12 protein-coding genes are annotated in these 16,894 nt (G+C 29.6%); 7 read left to right on the top strand and 5 right to left on the bottom strand.

Going from position 1 to position 16,894, the window contains the following annotated elements; all coding sequences use genetic code 11:
- The first annotated feature begins 68 nt into the window (after positions 1-68).
- A complete protein-coding gene (locus QIA00_RS03725; protein WP_316257535.1) occupies positions 69-665 on the top strand; it encodes a hypothetical protein in 597 nt (198 codons plus the stop codon).
- Positions 666-747: 82 nt separating this feature from the next.
- Here the strand turns inward: QIA00_RS03725 and valS are convergent, their stop codons facing one another.
- From valS to QIA00_RS03710, 3 genes are all read right to left on the bottom strand, one after another.
- Positions 748-3,375 (bottom strand): valine--tRNA ligase, encoded by a 2,628-nt coding sequence (gene valS, locus QIA00_RS03720; RefSeq protein WP_316257534.1) that lies wholly within the window; start codon positions 3,373-3,375, stop codon positions 748-750.
- 4 nt (positions 3,376-3,379) lie between these two features.
- On the bottom strand, positions 3,380-4,369 hold the full coding sequence (locus QIA00_RS03715) for a tRNA dihydrouridine synthase (protein WP_316257533.1): 990 nt from the start codon (positions 4,367-4,369) through the stop codon (positions 3,380-3,382).
- A 190-nt stretch (positions 4,370-4,559) separates the two neighbouring features.
- A complete protein-coding gene (locus QIA00_RS03710; protein ID WP_316257532.1) occupies positions 4,560-5,351 on the bottom strand; it encodes a septal ring lytic transglycosylase RlpA family protein in 792 nt (263 codons plus the stop codon).
- A gap of 105 nt (positions 5,352-5,456) precedes the next feature.
- Between QIA00_RS03710 and QIA00_RS03705 the strand changes: the two genes are divergently transcribed.
- Positions 5,457-6,476: an L-threonylcarbamoyladenylate synthase gene (locus QIA00_RS03705; RefSeq protein ID WP_316257531.1), complete on the top strand. Its 1,020-nt coding sequence runs from the start codon at positions 5,457-5,459 to the stop codon at positions 6,474-6,476.
- A 192-nt stretch (positions 6,477-6,668) separates the two neighbouring features.
- On the opposite strand, the gene plzA is transcribed toward QIA00_RS03705, so the two are convergent.
- Positions 6,669-7,454: a c-di-GMP-binding receptor PlzA gene (gene plzA / locus QIA00_RS03700; RefSeq protein WP_316257530.1), complete on the bottom strand. Its 786-nt coding sequence runs from the start codon at positions 7,452-7,454 to the stop codon at positions 6,669-6,671.
- Between the two features lie 307 nt (positions 7,455-7,761).
- Between plzA and QIA00_RS03695 the strand changes: the two genes are divergently transcribed.
- The 5 genes from QIA00_RS03695 to QIA00_RS03675 all read left to right on the top strand — a co-directional run bounded on the left by QIA00_RS03695 (position 7,762) and on the right by QIA00_RS03675 (position 15,511).
- The gene (locus QIA00_RS03695) at positions 7,762-10,680 is read left to right on the top strand and encodes a penicillin-binding protein 1A (RefSeq protein ID WP_316257529.1); all 2,919 of its coding nucleotides are present in this window, start codon (positions 7,762-7,764) and stop codon (positions 10,678-10,680) included.
- A 6-nt stretch (positions 10,681-10,686) separates the two neighbouring features.
- Positions 10,687-11,088: a ParB N-terminal domain-containing protein gene (locus QIA00_RS03690; RefSeq protein ID WP_184106920.1), complete on the top strand. Its 402-nt coding sequence runs from the start codon at positions 10,687-10,689 to the stop codon at positions 11,086-11,088.
- Between the two features lie 24 nt (positions 11,089-11,112).
- Positions 11,113-12,708: a glucose-6-phosphate isomerase gene (locus tag QIA00_RS03685; RefSeq protein ID WP_316257528.1), complete on the top strand. Its 1,596-nt coding sequence runs from the start codon at positions 11,113-11,115 to the stop codon at positions 12,706-12,708.
- Positions 12,709-12,773: 65 nt separating this feature from the next.
- Positions 12,774-14,165 (top strand): L-cystine transporter, encoded by a 1,392-nt coding sequence (locus tag QIA00_RS03680; RefSeq protein WP_316257527.1) that lies wholly within the window; start codon positions 12,774-12,776, stop codon positions 14,163-14,165.
- Positions 14,166-14,179: 14 nt separating this feature from the next.
- Complete coding sequence (locus tag QIA00_RS03675) at positions 14,180-15,511, top strand: CoA-disulfide reductase (protein ID WP_316257526.1); 1,332 nt, start codon at positions 14,180-14,182, stop codon at positions 15,509-15,511.
- A gap of 16 nt (positions 15,512-15,527) precedes the next feature.
- On the opposite strand, the gene QIA00_RS03670 is transcribed toward QIA00_RS03675, so the two are convergent.
- Positions 15,528-16,871 (bottom strand): ATP-dependent 6-phosphofructokinase, encoded by a 1,344-nt coding sequence (locus tag QIA00_RS03670; protein WP_301427469.1) that lies wholly within the window; start codon positions 16,869-16,871, stop codon positions 15,528-15,530.
- Positions 16,872-16,894 lie beyond the last annotated feature (23 nt).

Below are 16,894 nucleotides of genomic sequence, written 5' to 3'. Positions count from 1 at the left end.
TTTTAACATACATTACAAAAAATTTCCACCAAATATAATATACTATCAATGGCACAAGGAGAATTTTAATGACAAGAAAAATATTAGTTATAGTATTAATCCTTTTAATATCTAATAATTATGTTTTTGCAAAAGAAATAATCAAAGATTTGTTCTTTATACAAGATATACTAATAAAAAAAGAAAAATATTCCGGGGTTCTAAATAATGCAAGCCTTGAAGGCATTATTGAAATTGAACATAACGGAGAACACATTAAAGATCACGATTCAGAAGTTAAGCTTATCCTAAAAGAAAAAGGATATAGAAGGAATTTCAGCTTTTTCAATCTTTTAAATACTAGCAATATAATCAAAAGTCTAATATTATTTGATAGCAGGCCAAAAAACATTAAAGAAAATGAAATCATATTATTAGAGACAAAAATGATTAAAGAAAATCCTTATAAACGATACAAAGACGACGATGATTTTGAATTAAAGCTAAGTGTAACTCGAAAAAGTAATCAAATTTATTTAATTCTTGATTTCGATTTTATCTTTAATCAAAGAAAAACATTTCCATCGATCTACATTAAAGAAGAAGATGTATCAACAATAACAAAAAGCTTCATGAAACTACAAGACTCAAACTTCTTATCTTCTCAAATATTAAATGATAATTAAAGATTCAAGATGCTATTTCTAATAGCATCTTATTTAAAAGTTAACCACGCTAATTTCATTACATAATAATTTTTAAATCTTTTTACAGATTTTTCAAATTAATAATATAACTATTTATTTTATTAATTAAAGAAGAAAATTCTACAAATTTTAATTTTTCAGATTCAATAATTTCCTCAGGAGCATTCATTAAAAAATTTTTATTTTCAAGTTTCTTTGAAACAGAAATATTGAGCATTTTATACTTTTCAAGCTGCTTTTCAAGCCTTATCAACTCTTTAGTTTTATCTATCAATGACTTAACATCTGTATAAATTTCAAAACCAACTGCAGCTATACCAAGCATGCCATCACAATTTTCATTGTAAAATATGTTTTTAAAATTAATCATTCTTTTTACAATACTTTCATTGGCCTTAAAATATGCCTCATATTTAAAGTCCGCATCAAACTTCAAAGCAACATCAATTTCAACACTAGCAGGTATATTAAATTCGCTCTTAAGTGTTCTAATAGCGATAATGAAAGTTTTCAATACTTTAAAACTTTCAAATTCTTCTTGAAAATTATTAGCAATATAAAAACTTGGATATTCATTTAAAGCTAAAATATCTTCCTTTTCTGAAAATTCAGAATAAATTTTTTCTGTAACAAAAGGAATAAACGGATGTAAAATCAACAATGATTTTTTAAGAAAAAATAACAACTTAGAAATAGCCATATTTTGAGTATCAATATTTTCATTATTTAAATCAATTTTGCTAATTTCAATATACCAATCACAAAAATCATTCCAAAAAAACTCATAAACAAATTTTGAAGCTTCATTATATTTATAATTTGCAAAAGAAGACTCTACATCAAGAATGGTTGAATTTAAGCTTGTAAGCAGCCATTTGTCAATGTTGTTAAATTTTAAATCATTTAATATTTCTCTATTTTTTAAATTTAAAAGAATAAATTTGGAAGCATTAAAAACTTTGTTTGCAAACTTAGCTCCAAACATAAAATCTTTAGCGTCAATATTTAAATCTTGACCCTGAACAGACAAAAAAGACAAAGTAAACCGCAAAGAATCACTTCCATACTCATTAATAATATCAAGGGGATCTATTCCATTACCCAAGGACTTTGACATTTTTTTGCCCTGTTTGTCCCGCAAAAGAGGTGTAATATAAACATCTTTGAAAGGAACTTGTCCTGTAAATTCTAATCCTGCCATCACCATTCTTGCAACCCAAAAAAATATTATATCGTAAGCTGTTATTAAAGTATTTGTTGGGTAATAATTTTTAAAATCAGCAGTAAAATTGGGCCATCCAAGCGAAGAAAAAGGCCATAGCCAAGAAGAAAACCAAGTATCAAGAACATCTGGATCTTGAATAAACCTCTTACCCATATTCTTTTCATCTAAAGAAGGATCAGTATCACTAACAATAAGCTCAGATGTATCAACATCGTACCAAACCGGTATTCTATGCCCCCAAACAAGTTGTCTTGATATACACCAATCTCTAATATTTGAAAGCCAATGTTTATATGTATTTTCCCACTTTTTAGGATAAAATCTCAACTCTCCATTCTCTAAAGCCTTTAAAGCTTTGTCTGCCAAAGGCCTCATTTTCACAAACCACTGAGTAGACAAATAAGGTTCAACAACCTCACCTGAGCGATAACAATGCCCAACCTGCTGTCTATGCTTTTTGACATCTTGCAAAAAACCTTTTTCCATTAATTCTGTCTCAATTTTAAATCTTGCATCCTTCACGCTTAATCCTTGGTATTGCAAAGGAACATTTTTATTAAGTTTTCCATCTTGAGTTAAAATATTGACCTTAGGAATATTATGCCTTTTTGAAATTTCAAAATCATTAGGATCATGCGCGGGAGTAACTTTTAAAGCTCCAGTGCCAAAAGTGCTGTCAACATAAAAATCTGCAATAATTTTTATCTTTTTAGTTGTCAAAGGAATTGTAACTTCTTTGCCAACCAAAGACTTATATCTCTCATCATTAGGATTAACAGCAATGGCAGTATCCCCAAACATTGTCTCAGGCCTAGTTGTTGCAATCTCAATAAAAGAAGAGTTATCAATAAAGTACTTAACAAAATAAAGCTTGCCATCAACTTCTTTGTATTCAATCTCTTCATCGCTAACAACACTCCCAGATCCAGGATCAAGATTAACAAGATACTCACCCCTATAAATCAACCCCTTAGAATATAAGTCCTTAAAAACCTTGTTAACAGCCCTACAAAGATTCTCATCAAGGGTAAATCTTTCTCTTGAATGATCATAAGATGCCCCAAGTTTGTTTATCTGATTGACAATCATACCCCTATGCCTATCTTTTAATTTAAAAATTTCTCTAACAAGCTCTTCTCTTGCAAAATCATCCTTGCTTTTACCAATCTTTTTAAGATGTCTTTCAAAAACAGCCTGCGTTGCTATTCCTGCATGATCTGTGCCAAAAAGCCACAAAGTATTGTGTCTTTTCATTCTTTTATACCTTACAAGAACATCTTGTAAAACAAAATTAAGAGCATGCCCCATGTGCAACACGCCAGTAACATTAGGAGGGGGCGCAACCATACTAAATTTTTCAAATAAAGAATTATTTGGCAAAAAAACATTATTTTTAAGCCACTTAGTGTAAATTTCATCTTCAAATGCCTTGGGATCATATTTTTCAAGGGGTTTACAATTCATCGTTTTAAAAATCTCCTACCATTTCAATAACTTTTAAATTTTCAAAAAGCTCTTCATAAGTTTTTGAATTTATAAGATTTGAAAAATATTTACTCTGTCTTTCTTTCTCAGTAAAATATATCTTAAAATATTTTTTAAGTTTATTAAAATCTTTTTCAAGTCCCCAAGTAGCATGGAAATCCTTTATATGAAATTTTAATATATTTAACCTAAAATTTAAATTACTATCTAAAAAGTGCTTTGAAGAGGGTTTAAATAAATTCAAATTATCAAAAATTCCGCGACCAAACATAATCCCATCAATTAAATATTTATTAACATAATATCTAGCGTCCTTGAGACTCAAAACATCCCCATTGCCAATAATCAGAGTAGAAGGACTAAGATTATTTCGTAATTTAACAAGTTCATAAAAAATATCAAAATTAACAGGACCTTTGCTCTGATTAATAGCAAGTCTTGGATAAACCGTTAACATATCAATTTTAAGGCCTAACAAAAACCCCAGCCAATCATCAACTTCTGGATATGAAAATCCATGCCTGGTCTTAACACTAAGAGGCAAATTAAATCTCGCACACGCTTCTTTGCTTGCAAGAATTATTTCTTTAGCCAAAGATTTATTATTAATTAAAGCTGAACAAACTCCTTTTTTAATTATCTTACTCTTAGGACACCCCATATTAATATCAATTCCCCAAAACCCCATGCCCCCCAATATTTCTATTGCTCTATAAAATTGTTCGGGGACATTGCCCCAAATTTGAGCAATTAAAGGCCTATTAAGTTCATTGGGTTTTAAGAAAGTATGTTGAATAGATTGTTTTGATCTATTCAAAATTCCTTTTGTAGAAATAAACTCAGTAAAATAAATATCGGGTTCTCCTTCTTCAGATCCTATTAAATGAATTAAATTTCTAAAAACAGTATCGGTAACGTCCTCCATCGGAGCCAAAATCATAATTGGAAGAGAAATATCAAATAAAAACTTCATAAAATAACTATATAATAATAAAATACAAATTTAAGCAAAGTAAAACAACCGCTTAATAAATTTAAATTTTTAAAAATAGAACTGCAATTTTTAAAATAAAAAAATACCACAAAAGGACTAGCAATAAAGGACATAATCATAAAATTTTAAAAAGTTAATAAATAATTTTAATAAAAAATAATTTAAAAAATCAATCCATAATAAGGCTCTCGCCTGGAACCTTGGTTTTTCTTATTAAAGTATCTTTATATCCAGCAAATTTAATAAGCTCTATATTTCTTTGAACATCATCAGCATTAGTAGGAATAAAAACGGTATAAAACGGCCCATGAGAATTTACTACAACAAAAAGACCCGCTTTTTTTAATATTCGATAAGCTCTATCAGCATAATCTTTTTTTTTATAAGATCCAACTTGGATGTAAAAATCTGTTTCTTTGTCAGCAGAAACTGAGTAATCTACCAATAAATTCGAAGATTTATTTTCAACAGAAACATTTTCGTCTGATTTATTGGTTTTCTTTTCTTCTTTAATCTCAGGAATATTATTAAATGTTTTTTTAAAGTCACTAGATTTTGATACAGAAGGTCTTTTTTCATTTGCACTTTCAATTACTTCAATTTTTACAGGAGCAACTCCTATTCCTAAAAAATCAAGCTTCTCAGCAGCATGTTTTGACAAATCGATTATTCTATCCTTTCTAAAAGGACCTCTATCATTAATTCTTACAACAACTGTTCTATTATTTAAAAGATTTGTAACCCTTACGGTAGTATTAAAAGGCAATTCTTTATGAGCAGCCGTAAGAGCCATCATATCAAATTTTTCGCCATTAGCAGTGGTTTTTCCATGGAAAGCTTCGCCATACCATGAAGCAAGGCCTACTGTTGCAGAATTTAAATGAGAAGCAATAAAAAAAAATACAAAGAGAAAAACAAGGTTTTTATTATCTCTTAAGATGGCATAAATTAAATTTCTCATAATGTTTATTATAATATAAAAAAATATTTCAACAAACAATTGGGCTTGCAAATTGCTTATTTACATTTTTTTTGATTTAATTATAAAAAGAAAAAAGTCTAAAAAATGATATCAACAGAAATAATTAGCAACAGTCAAATACAAAAAGCAGCAAAACTTATCAAAATGGGAGAGCTTGTTGTATTCCCAACAGAAACAGTTTACGGAATTGGCGCAAATGCTTACAATGAGGATGCTGTAAAAATGATTTTTTTAGTAAAAAAACGGCCTATTAACAATCCTTTAATAGTACACGTTGATACATTAAAAAAAATAAAAGAATTATCAGAGCATATTCCCAAAAGCGCTCTCATGCTAATAAAAAAATTTAGTCCGGGTCCTTTAACTTACGTTCTTAAAAAATCAATAAAAATATCTAGATTTGTAAGTGGAAATCTAGACACAGTGGCAATAAGAATTCCTGCAAATAAAACAGCTTTAAGCCTAATAAAAGCATCTAAAGTCCCCATAGTAGCACCGTCTGCAAATATATCAAAAAGACCAAGCTCAACAAATTTCGAAATGGCCTTAAAAGAATTAAATGGCCTTGTAAAGGGAATAATAAAAACAGAAGGGAGCAAAGACTTTAATATTGGAATCGAATCAACTGTGATTGGATTTGACCTAAAAGACAACGTGCTGATATTACGACCAGGCGCAATAACAAAAAAAATGATAGAAAATGAACTTCAAGGAAAATATAAAGTAAATTATGCAGAAACAAGAATAGAACTGGAAAAATCACCCGGAAACATAATAGAACATTATAAGCCAAAAATTCCCGTCTATTTATTTAAAAGTCAAGATAACATAAGAAGATATTTAAACAAAGATACAAAAATACTTATCACAAAAGCTACTCTAAAATCTTATTTATTTAATTCTTTTTGGGATAAAAAAAATATTACAGTATTTAATACCCTTGAAGAATATGCACAAAATCTTTACAAAGAACTGGTAAATTCTGAAAACAACTACAAACAAATACTTAGTGAATTCTTAAAAGACGAAGAGCTTGGATACTCAATAAACAATAGAATCAAAAAAGCCAGTTCAAATAGATTTATTAACAAAAAATTATGCTAAATTGTTACTTAAAAAATTCAAAAAGGAATAATTATTCATTAATAAAATAATGCTAAAATAAAAGTCTAAAGACACAGAACACCTCTCCTCTCCAACCTTAATAAAACCAGCAAATACAACCAAGAAAACTTAAGCTTAAGTATTACAAGCAAACTTTTGCATAATTACATAATAAAAATTTCAATCTTCTGATTAATTGAAATAATCGTGGATTAACATAGTATACTCAAGTGGTATTTTGTCTTCATCAAAAGCAATGCCAAGCGCAAAAACCTTTCCACTAGGCGTCTGAATAACGCTTAAGCTTTTTGATTTACCTTCAATAAAAATTTCTTCATCCATAAATTCAAAACTAAAAATCAAATCAATTGCATCTTCCTCAACATCCCCATAATCAAAAGAAGAAATTACTAAAGCGCCCCCATAAGATAAATCTTTTATTAAACATTTATGTTTTGCTCCATTAAACTTGATAAAAGCTTTATCAGAATCAATTTTTAGCTTTCTAATAGAATCTTTATCGATAATAATCCTCTCATGAATTCTCTGATTTTGCCCAAGTTTTAAATCAAGAAGCTTTCCAACTTTAATAGCAATCTCTTCTGGAACAGGAGATAAAAATTCTAATGTTAATAAATTGTATTCCTTATTCAAAGAAGAATAAGCAGAAGCACTCAATAACTTCACAGATAAAAAGGGAAAAAAAGCCGCACTACTCTTAGAATTTGATTTTTTTTTAAGTTGAATAGAGCCTAAATTTTTATTTTTAGCCAAAGCAGGCAATACCGTATCTTCTTGAAAGATAAGCTTAAGAGAATCCATAGAAATAGAATAAATTACTCCAAAAACAGCATAAGAGCCTACTCTCATCTCAATAGTATTGCAAAGATTTAAAAAACTATTTATCTCTGTACTCATTTTAATCTCTTTGCCCCTATACTTAGCCCCATAATCTCTTATTTTTCTAGATAAAAGCATAAACCTCTCCTTTCTCCTTTTTTGAATATAAAAATACTACACAAAGCTTAAAACTGTTTTAAACAGTTTTACACCAATAAAAAAGTTTAAAACAATTAAGCTATAAAAACGCTTAATCAATAATCAATAAATCTACTCATTAAAATCAAAAACATGCCATCACCCACCCCTCACAGCATCTTTTAATTAATAAAACTTAAAACCGCTGTTTACATAGTGTAAAATTATAACAATAATTTTATACTATAACAATCAACCTATAATATTATTAATTCTTATGCACTTATAGTATACTTTAGTAAAAAGTATGAAATTAAATAGCCCCAATTTGAAAAAAATAAATATGCATAAGCTGCTTATTTATTTAACATATTTTGCAGTTAGCTTTTCTATTATTACACTCTCATTAGCAGTATCTAAAACTATAAACATACAAAAAGATAAAAATTTTGGATATGTAAATCCAGCAGTTCCTTCAAGACTTTTAGATATTAATGGAAAACAAATAACTCAATTTATATCTGATGAGAATAGAGAATTAATGCCTTTGCGAAAAATGCCTGACAATCTAATTAATACGCTTTTAATACGAGAAGATATTGGGTTTTTTTCTCATCGAGGTTTTTCCTTGATAGGAATATTTAGAGCTGCATTTAATATTGTTCTTGGCAGATATTTTTCAGGCGGCAGCACATTAACCCAACAACTTGCAAAGCTCCTCTACACAAATCAAGCAAGAAGATCAATTTTGAGAAAATTACATGAAATATGGTGGGCAATTCAACTTGAAAAAAAACTCTCAAAATACGAAATACTAGAGAAGTACCTTAATAAAGTTTACTTTGGAAACGGAAACTATGGAATAGTTGCAGCATCAAAATTCTTTTTTGGCAAAAGTGTAAATAAAATCAATACAGCAGAATCTGTGATGATGATAATTCAGCTTCCAAATGCAAAACTTTATTCACCTCTTTACAATCCAGAATTTTCAAAAAAAATACAGCGCGCAGTTTTAAACCAAGTTGTATCAAATGGAATAGTCAAGGCTGAAATTGCTGAAAAAGAATTTAATGAATACTGGCAAAATTATGATTGGACTAGAATGGCTGACACATCTGCAATTTCAAACAAAAAAGACCAAGCTCCTTATTTTTCTGAATATATAAGACAAAAAATACTAAAATATTTACCAGATGGTGCAAACATATATAAAGATGGATACTCAATATATTCAACCCTTGATCTTGAGGCACAAAAATATGCAGATAAAGTCACAAACGATATGATTAATAAAGCAAGAACAATGCACAATTCAAATAGATCATCTGAAACAATAATTATTAATTCAGAAATTGTCCCTGTAGTAGATGCAATATCAGATTTATTGGGAATTAAAAATTTAAGAATAAATGGAAGGCAATATAAAAAACTAAGAAAAAGAAAATTTTACGAAGACAATATTGATCTGATTGCAAGCTTTGGAGCTATACTTGGAATTGATAAAATAGATAAGGCAACAAAAGAATATATTATTAAAAACAAATTAACACCAAAACTAATTGCACAGCCTGAAGGAGCAATGATAGCAATAGATACAACAAGCGGAGCAATAAGAGCTATGGTTGGGGGAAGTGGGCATACTAAAGACAATGAATTTAATCGAGCTACACAAGCAAAAGTCCAGCCTGGAAGTGCATTCAAAGCATTATATTTTGCAGCCGCAATTGATCTAAAAAAAATAACAGCTGCCACAATGTTTTCAGACTCTCCGGTAGCATTTCTAAATAAAAACGGAGAAGTTTATGCTCCAGGAAATTATGGTGGCAAATGGAGGGGTAACGTTTTAACACGCCAAGCATTAGCTCTGTCCTTAAATATTCCAGCATTAAGAATATTAGACAGGATAGGTTTTGACTCTGCAATTAGCTACTCTTCAAAACTACTAGGAATAACAGATCCAAAAGAAATAGAAAAAACGTTTCCGAAAGTTTATCCATTAGCACTAGGCGTAATATCGGTTTCTCCAATCCAAATGGCAAGAGCCTTTGCAATTTTAGGAAATAGTGGTAACGAAATCGAACCTTATGGGATAAGATACATTGAAGACAGAGCTGGAAGAATAATAACAAATGAAGAAGCAAACATATTGGCTAAAATAAAAAGCAAGGAACATCAAACTCAAATAGTGTCTCCTCAAACCGCTTATATCATCACAGATATGATGAAATCAACAATTCAATACGGAACCTTAGCGAATCAAAGATATACAAATCTCAAAAATTTTAAATCAGACATTGCTGGAAAATCGGGAACAACACAAAATTGGGCAGACGGATGGGCAATAGGATATTCTCCTTATATAACAACAGCATTTTGGGTTGGATTTGACAAAAAAGGATATTCGCTGGGAATATCTGGAACAGGAACAGGATTAGCAGGACCTAGTTGGGGAGAATTCATGGCAGAATATCACAAAAACTTGCCCAAAAAAGTTTTTGTAAAGCCTGCAGGAATAATTAGTATCCCTGTACAAGCAGAAACTGGCCTACTACCAGAAGAAATTGCTGATGAGAAAATAATAAATGAACTATTTATTTCCGGCACCCAACCAGTTGAAAAATCAAAATATTACGAAAATAAACAAGAATTTAAAAATACAATAGAATTTAACATATATGGAATTGATGAGATTAATAATAACGATGAAATAAATTTTGACACTCCTGAATTCGAATATCTTGATAATAATCTTGAAAGCTTTAACAACAATAGCAATAATAATAACAATAATCTTGAAAGAATCAACAATAATAACAACAATAACAATGATCTTGAAAGTACTAACAATAACAACAGTAACAATGATCTTGAAAGTATTAACAATAACAACAGTAACAATGATCTTGAAAGTATTAACAATAACAACAGTAACAATGATCTTGAAAGCACCAATAATAATGAAGAAAATAAAAATGAAGATGAAATAGAAATGAACATCAAAGAACCCTTAAGTGAAATAGAAAATAAAAACTCACAACAAGAGCTAATAAATAACAATAATAACCGAGAAATGCCTATTGAAAACACTAAAGAAATTAAAGACGAAGCCATTATTAATGAAACAAACACAGAAGCACAAAACACAAAAGAATTAAATTCAAAAAACAATAAAAATGAGAAAATTAACAATAAAGACGTCAACGGAGAAGATATCCAATTGGATTAAAACAATATGTTAATAGATATCGATCAAATAAAAATAAAAAAAAGAATTAGGAAAAATATAGGAGACATTGAAACTCTTAAAAACAGTATTATAAAACATGGATTAATTTATCCAATAATAATAGATAAAAATAAAAACTTGATAGCAGGACTTAGAAGATATCAAGCTTTAAAAGAAATAGGTTACAAAGAAGTTGAGGTAAAGGTAATCTCAATTGAAAACAAAAAAACTTTACTTGAAATTGAACTTGATGAGAATAATGTTAGAAAATCATTTACAAGAAGCGAGGCAAACACAGGAGAAGCTTACTTAAAAATTTATTCTGAAAGCAATATAATAATAAGATTTTTTAAATTTATTATCTTAAAAATTAAAAACATGTGTAAAAGAAAAAATAGAAAAATTTAAACCATAATAAAGAGGTGTGTGTTTATGTTAAATTACAAAAATCTTGATAAACTTGAAAATTTTAAAATCCTTGAAGGAATTGCTCCAGAAGTGCTCAAAACGGCATTAACTGAAAAAAGAATAAAAGAATATGACATTACAATAGAAGGAGATAGTGTACATTATAACTATGCTTCAAAGCAAATTAATGAAACCCACCTTAAAATTTTTCAAAATTTAAGCGATGAAGCAAATTTAATAGAAAAATATAAAGAAGTGCTTGATGGAGAAAAAATCAATATTAGTGAAAATAGAAAAGTCTTGCATCACCTTACAAGAGGACAAATTGGTAAGGACGTAATAGAAGACAATAAAGAAAATATGAGAGAGTTTTTCCAATCAGAACTTGAAAAAATATATAATTTTGCAAAGCAAATTCATTCTGGCAACATTAAAAGCTCAAATGGTAAAAAGTTTAAAAACGTAGTTCAAATAGGAATTGGTGGGTCTAGCCTGGGGCCAAAAGCTCTTTATAGCTCAATAAAAAATTATGCAAAAAAACACAATCTAGCTATAATGAATGGTTATTTTATTTCAAACATTGATCCAGACGAATCAGAAGAAGTATTAAGCAGTATTAATGTTGATGAAACGCTTTTTATTATTGTCTCAAAAAGTGGAAATACATTAGAAACCAAAGCTAATATGCAATTCTTAATAAACAAATTAAAATTAAATGGCATAAAAGAATATAAAAAACAAATAGTCATTATAACATTAAAAGATAGTATGTTAGCACTAGAGGAAAAAGGATATCTTGAATATTTCTTTATGCATGACTCAATAGGTGGAAGATTTTCTCCAACATCAGCAGTTGGACTTACACTACTTACTCTTTGCTTCACAGAAAAAATTGTAAAAGAAATTATAAAAGGGGCTAACAGAGCTGATAAAAAATCATTAAACAAAAACATAAAAGAAAATGCATCTCTCTTAGCAGCACTAATTAGTATATATGAAAGAAATGTTCTCAACTACAATAGCAACTGCATCATTGCTTATTCTAAAGCAATGGAAAATTTTTATCTTCATTTACAACAACTTGAAATGGAAAGTAATGGGAAAAGTGTAAATAGATTTAACGAAACAATAAACTATAAAACTGTAAGAATAATTTGGGGAGGCATTGGAACAGATGTTCAACACTCATTCTTTCAAATGCTTCACCAAGGAACAGATATAGTTCCAATGGATTTCATAGGTTTCAATGAAACACAACTTAAAGAAGATACAATAACTGATAACAGCTCAAGCAATGATAAATTAAAAGCAAATCTAATAGCCCAAATAATAGCATTTTCAAAAGGCAAAGAAAATAGTAACAAAAATAAAAATTTTCAAGGCGAAAGGCCTTCTGCACTAATATATTCAAAAGAATTAACACCTTATGCAATAGGAGCAATACTCTCCCATTATGAGAATAAAGTAATGTTTGAGGGATTTCTATTAAATATAAACTCATTCGACCAAGAAGGAGTCCAACTAGGAAAAATTATTGCAAACCAAATTTTAAAAAATAACACATTTGAAGATGAAGTAATAGAATCTTATTCTAAAAAAATTTTATTAAAACAAGATTAATTAATCTTTAAATATATCACCTTAAGTTTAAAAAAGAATGCACTAAACTTATATAAGAGGGAATAATGAACAAGATAAGTATGTTATATACATTAATTAATATTATAACTATGCTTATTCTAATAAGTATAGTTTATTTTTGTAAAAGAAAAAATGTTTCTTTTACAAAAAGAGTGTTTATATCGTTAGCAATCGGAATAGTATTTGGAATGACTATTCAATGTTTTTATGGAACAAATTCAGAAATAACAAACGAAACTATAAATTGGATAAGTATTTTGGGCGATGGATACGTAAGGCTCCTTAAAATGATTATAATCCCCTTAATAATAACATCAATAATATCTGCAATAATAAAATCAACCAACAGTAAAGATGTTGGAAAAATGAGCCTACTTGTAATATTAACACTAGTATTTACAGCAGGTATTGCTGCCGTAATTGGCATTTTCACTGCTTTAGTATTAGGATTGACAGCCGAAGGACTACAAGCAGGAACTAGCGAAATTTTACAAAGTGAAAAATTGCAAAAAGGCCTTGAAATATTAAAGCAAACACCAATCACAAAAAAAATCACAGATCTTATTCCACAAAATATATTTGAAGATTTTGCAGGACTTAGAAAAAACTCAACCATAGGAGTTGTGATATTTTCAGCTATCATAGGAATAGCCGCCCTTAAAACATCTATCAAAAAGCCAGAATCAATAGAATTTTTTAAAAAAATAATATTAACGCTTCAAGATATAATATTGGGTGTAGTAACTTTAATTTTAAAACTAACACCTTATGCTATATTAGCTTTAATGACAAAAATTACAGCAACCAGCGAAATCAAAAGCATAATAAAGCTTGGAGAATTTGTAATTGCTTCCTACATTGCCATAGGTCTTACATTTCTTATGCATATGACATTAATTGCAATAAATAAATTAAACCCAATTACTTTTATAAAAAAAATATTCCCAGCACTATCATTTGCATTCATATCTAGGTCGAGTGCTGCCACCATACCTATTAATATAGAAATTCAAACTAAAAATCTGGGAGTAAGCGAAGGAATAGCAAATTTATCAAGCTCCTTTGGAACATCAATTGGACAAAATGGTTGTGCAGCACTACACCCAGCTATGCTTGCGATAATGATAGCACCAACTCAAGGAATAAACCCTACAGATATTTCATTTATACTCACACTTATTGGATTAATAATAATAACTTCATTTGGGGTTGCTGGAGCTGGCGGAGGTGCAACAACAGCTTCACTAATGGTGCTCTCAGCAATGAACTTTCCAGTGGGATTGGTTGGACTTGTAATATCTGTTGAACCTTTAATTGACATGGGAAGAACGGCTGTTAATGTGGGCGGCTCAATGCTTGCAGGTGTTATATCGGCTAAACAGCTCAAACAATTCAACCACAATATATACAACCAAAAAGAGCTCATAAGTAAATAAATAGGAAAACAATGATGAAAATAATAATTATTGGAGGCACATCAGCAGGAACTAGTGCCGCAGCTAAAGCAAACCGCTTAAACAAAAAGCTAGACATTACTATATATGAAAAAACAAATATTGTATCTTTTGGAACCTGTGGCCTGCCTTACTTTGTGGGAGGATTTTTTGACAACCCAAATACAATGATCTCAAGAACAAAAGAAGAATTCGAAAAAACTGGAATCTCTATTAAAACTAACCACAAAGTTATCAAAGTAGATGCAAAAAGCAACACAATTGTAATAAAAAATCAAAAAACAGGAACCATTTTTAACAATACTTACGATCGCCTCATGGTAGCAACTGGTGCAAAACCTATTATACCACCAATCAATAATATCAATCTAAAAAATTTTCATACACTAAGAAATTTAGAAGACGGTCAAAAAATAAAAAATTTAATGGATGAAGAAGAGATTAAAAATATAGTGATAATTGGTGCTGGATACATTGGAATTGAAATGGTAGAAGCAGCAAAAAATAAAAGAAAAAATGTAAGATTAATTCAATTAGACAAGCACATACTCATAGATTCCTTTGACGAAGAAATAATTACAATAATGGAAGAAGAACTAATAAAAAAAGGGATCAATCTTCATACAAATGAATTTGTAAAAAGTTTAATAGGAGAAAAAAAGGTAGAAGGAGTAGTAACAAACAAAAATACTTATCAAGCCGACGCTGTTATACTTGCTACCGGGATAAAACCTGCTACTGAATTTTTAGAAAATCAGCTTAAAACTACTGAAAATGGAGCAATAATTGTAAATGAGTATGGTGAAACTAGTATAAAAAATATTTTTTCTGCAGGAGATTGTGCAACTATTTATAATATAGTGAGTAAAAAAAATGAATACATACCCCTGGCAACAACAGCTAACAAACTTGGAAAAATAGTTGGCGAAAATTTAGCTGGAAATCACATAGCATTTAAAGGCGCGTTGGGCTCAGCTTCAATTAAAATACTATCTTTAGAAGCTGCAAGAACAGGGCTTACAGAAAAAGATGCAAAAAAGCTTCAAATAAAATATAAAACGATTTTTGTAAAAGATAAAAATCATACGAATTATTATCCAGGCCAAGAAGATCTTTATATTAAATTAATTTATGAGGAAAATACCAAAATAATCCTTGGAGCACAAGCAATAGGAAAAAATGGAGCCGTAATAAGAATTCATGCCTTAGCAATTGCAATCTATTCAAAACTTACAACAAAGGAATTAGGGATGATGGATTTCTCATATTCTCCACCCTTCTCAAGAACTTGGGATATATTAAATATTGCTGGAAATGCTGCCAAATAGAAAGAATTAAATTAATTTAATTCTTCATGCTAATTGGTTGTCCTGTACTTGAAAGAACATCTCTCCAAAAAGAACCATTTGGATTAACCTTATTCCTATCAATTACTGCCATCTTAATAGGTATATGAACAAATTTTGTACTCCACAAACTAATCAACATTTTTGTCTTACCGGCCATTGCAGCATGCACAGCATTCGACCCAAGCCTAGCACAATAGAGCGAATCACTAGCATTAGCAGGTGAACTTCTAATAATATAGCTAGGATCAATGTATTTAAGAGTAAATTGTATATTTTTTGCCTTAAAATATTCTGTAATTTTATCTTTAATATAAAGCCCAATATCCTCATAAAGCAAATTCCCAGAATCGTCTTTCTTTTTAGGAAAATGGTCAAAATATTTTTGACCTGCTCCTTCTGCTATCAATATTACTGCATGAGGAATCTCTTCTAAGCTTTCTTTCTCTAAAAGTCGTCTTTCAAGATGAACAAGAAATCCATTAGGGCCTTCTATATCAAAATCAAGCTCCGGAATTAAACAAAAATTAACATCATTAGAAGAAAGTGCAGTATGAGCAGCAATAAAGCCAGAATCCCGCCCCATAACTTTAACAAGTCCAATGCCATTATAAGCACTATTGGCTTCAAAATGAGCACCAGCAACAGCTGCAACAGCTTGTTCTACAGCAGTCTCAAAGCCAAAAGATTTTTGAACAAACATAAAATCATTGTCTACAGTTTTAGGAATGCCCACAACTGCTATCTTTAAATTTCTTTTTTCTATCTCCTCGGCAATAAGAAGAGACCCCTTTTGAGTACCATCCCCACCAATGTTAAAAATCATATTAATGTTCATTCTCTCTAAAGTATCAACTATTTCTACAGGTTTAATACTGCCTCTTGAAGAACCAAGAATAGTGCCTCCAAATTTATTAATATCATCAACAACATCTGGATTAAGATTAATAAAAGATGAATTTGATTCGGGAAGAAGCCCTTGATATCCAAATTTTACTCCATAAATATTGCGAACCCCATAAATTTTCCATAAAGTTCGAACAATAGAACGAATAACATCGTTAAAGCCAGGACAAAGTCCACCACAAGTAGTAATCGCAGCTTTAACATGTCTGGGCACAAAATAAATTTTTTCTCTAGGACCGGCTTTTTCTAAAAGAACATCTTCATATCTATCTCCCTCGTCCTCATTTCTATATACACTAAACTTGATTTTATTTTTTTCATTAACAAAATGTGAAGAACCCTCACTAGCATAAAAATCAATCAAAGGATTGTTTTGCTTGCATTCTCCCAAGTTATCTATTTTAAAATCTAAATTTTCATTTTTAATTCTATACACCAAATACTCCTCTTTATAGAATT

It is taken from the genome of Borreliella americana, from assembly GCF_032595795.2.
GTDB classification, from domain to species: domain Bacteria; phylum Spirochaetota; class Spirochaetia; order Borreliales; family Borreliaceae; genus Borreliella; species Borreliella americana.
Note: the sequence above shows the minus strand (reverse complement) of the source record. Positions and strands in the feature narration are given on the sequence as shown.

Excerpts from the sequence above, each read along its gene's own strand:
- QIA00_RS03725 (WP_316257535.1), top strand. The coding sequence starts at position 69 with ATGACAAGAAAAATATTAGTTATAGTATTAATCCTTTTAATATCTAAT.
- valS (WP_316257534.1), bottom strand. The coding sequence starts at position 3,375 with ATGAATTGTAAACCCCTTGAAAAATATGATCCCAAGGCATTTGAAGAT.
- QIA00_RS03715 (WP_316257533.1), bottom strand. The coding sequence starts at position 4,369 with ATGAAGTTTTTATTTGATATTTCTCTTCCAATTATGATTTTGGCTCCG.
- QIA00_RS03710 (WP_316257532.1), bottom strand. The coding sequence starts at position 5,351 with ATGAGAAATTTAATTTATGCCATCTTAAGAGATAATAAAAACCTTGTT.
- QIA00_RS03705 (WP_316257531.1), top strand. The coding sequence starts at position 5,457 with ATGATATCAACAGAAATAATTAGCAACAGTCAAATACAAAAAGCAGCA.
- plzA (WP_316257530.1), bottom strand. The coding sequence starts at position 7,454 with ATGCTTTTATCTAGAAAAATAAGAGATTATGGGGCTAAGTATAGGGGC.
- QIA00_RS03695 (WP_316257529.1), top strand. The coding sequence starts at position 7,762 with ATGAAATTAAATAGCCCCAATTTGAAAAAAATAAATATGCATAAGCTG.
- QIA00_RS03690 (WP_184106920.1), top strand. The coding sequence starts at position 10,687 with ATGTTAATAGATATCGATCAAATAAAAATAAAAAAAAGAATTAGGAAA.
- QIA00_RS03685 (WP_316257528.1), top strand. The coding sequence starts at position 11,113 with ATGTTAAATTACAAAAATCTTGATAAACTTGAAAATTTTAAAATCCTT.
- QIA00_RS03680 (WP_316257527.1), top strand. The coding sequence starts at position 12,774 with ATGAACAAGATAAGTATGTTATATACATTAATTAATATTATAACTATG.
- QIA00_RS03675 (WP_316257526.1), top strand. The coding sequence starts at position 14,180 with ATGAAAATAATAATTATTGGAGGCACATCAGCAGGAACTAGTGCCGCA.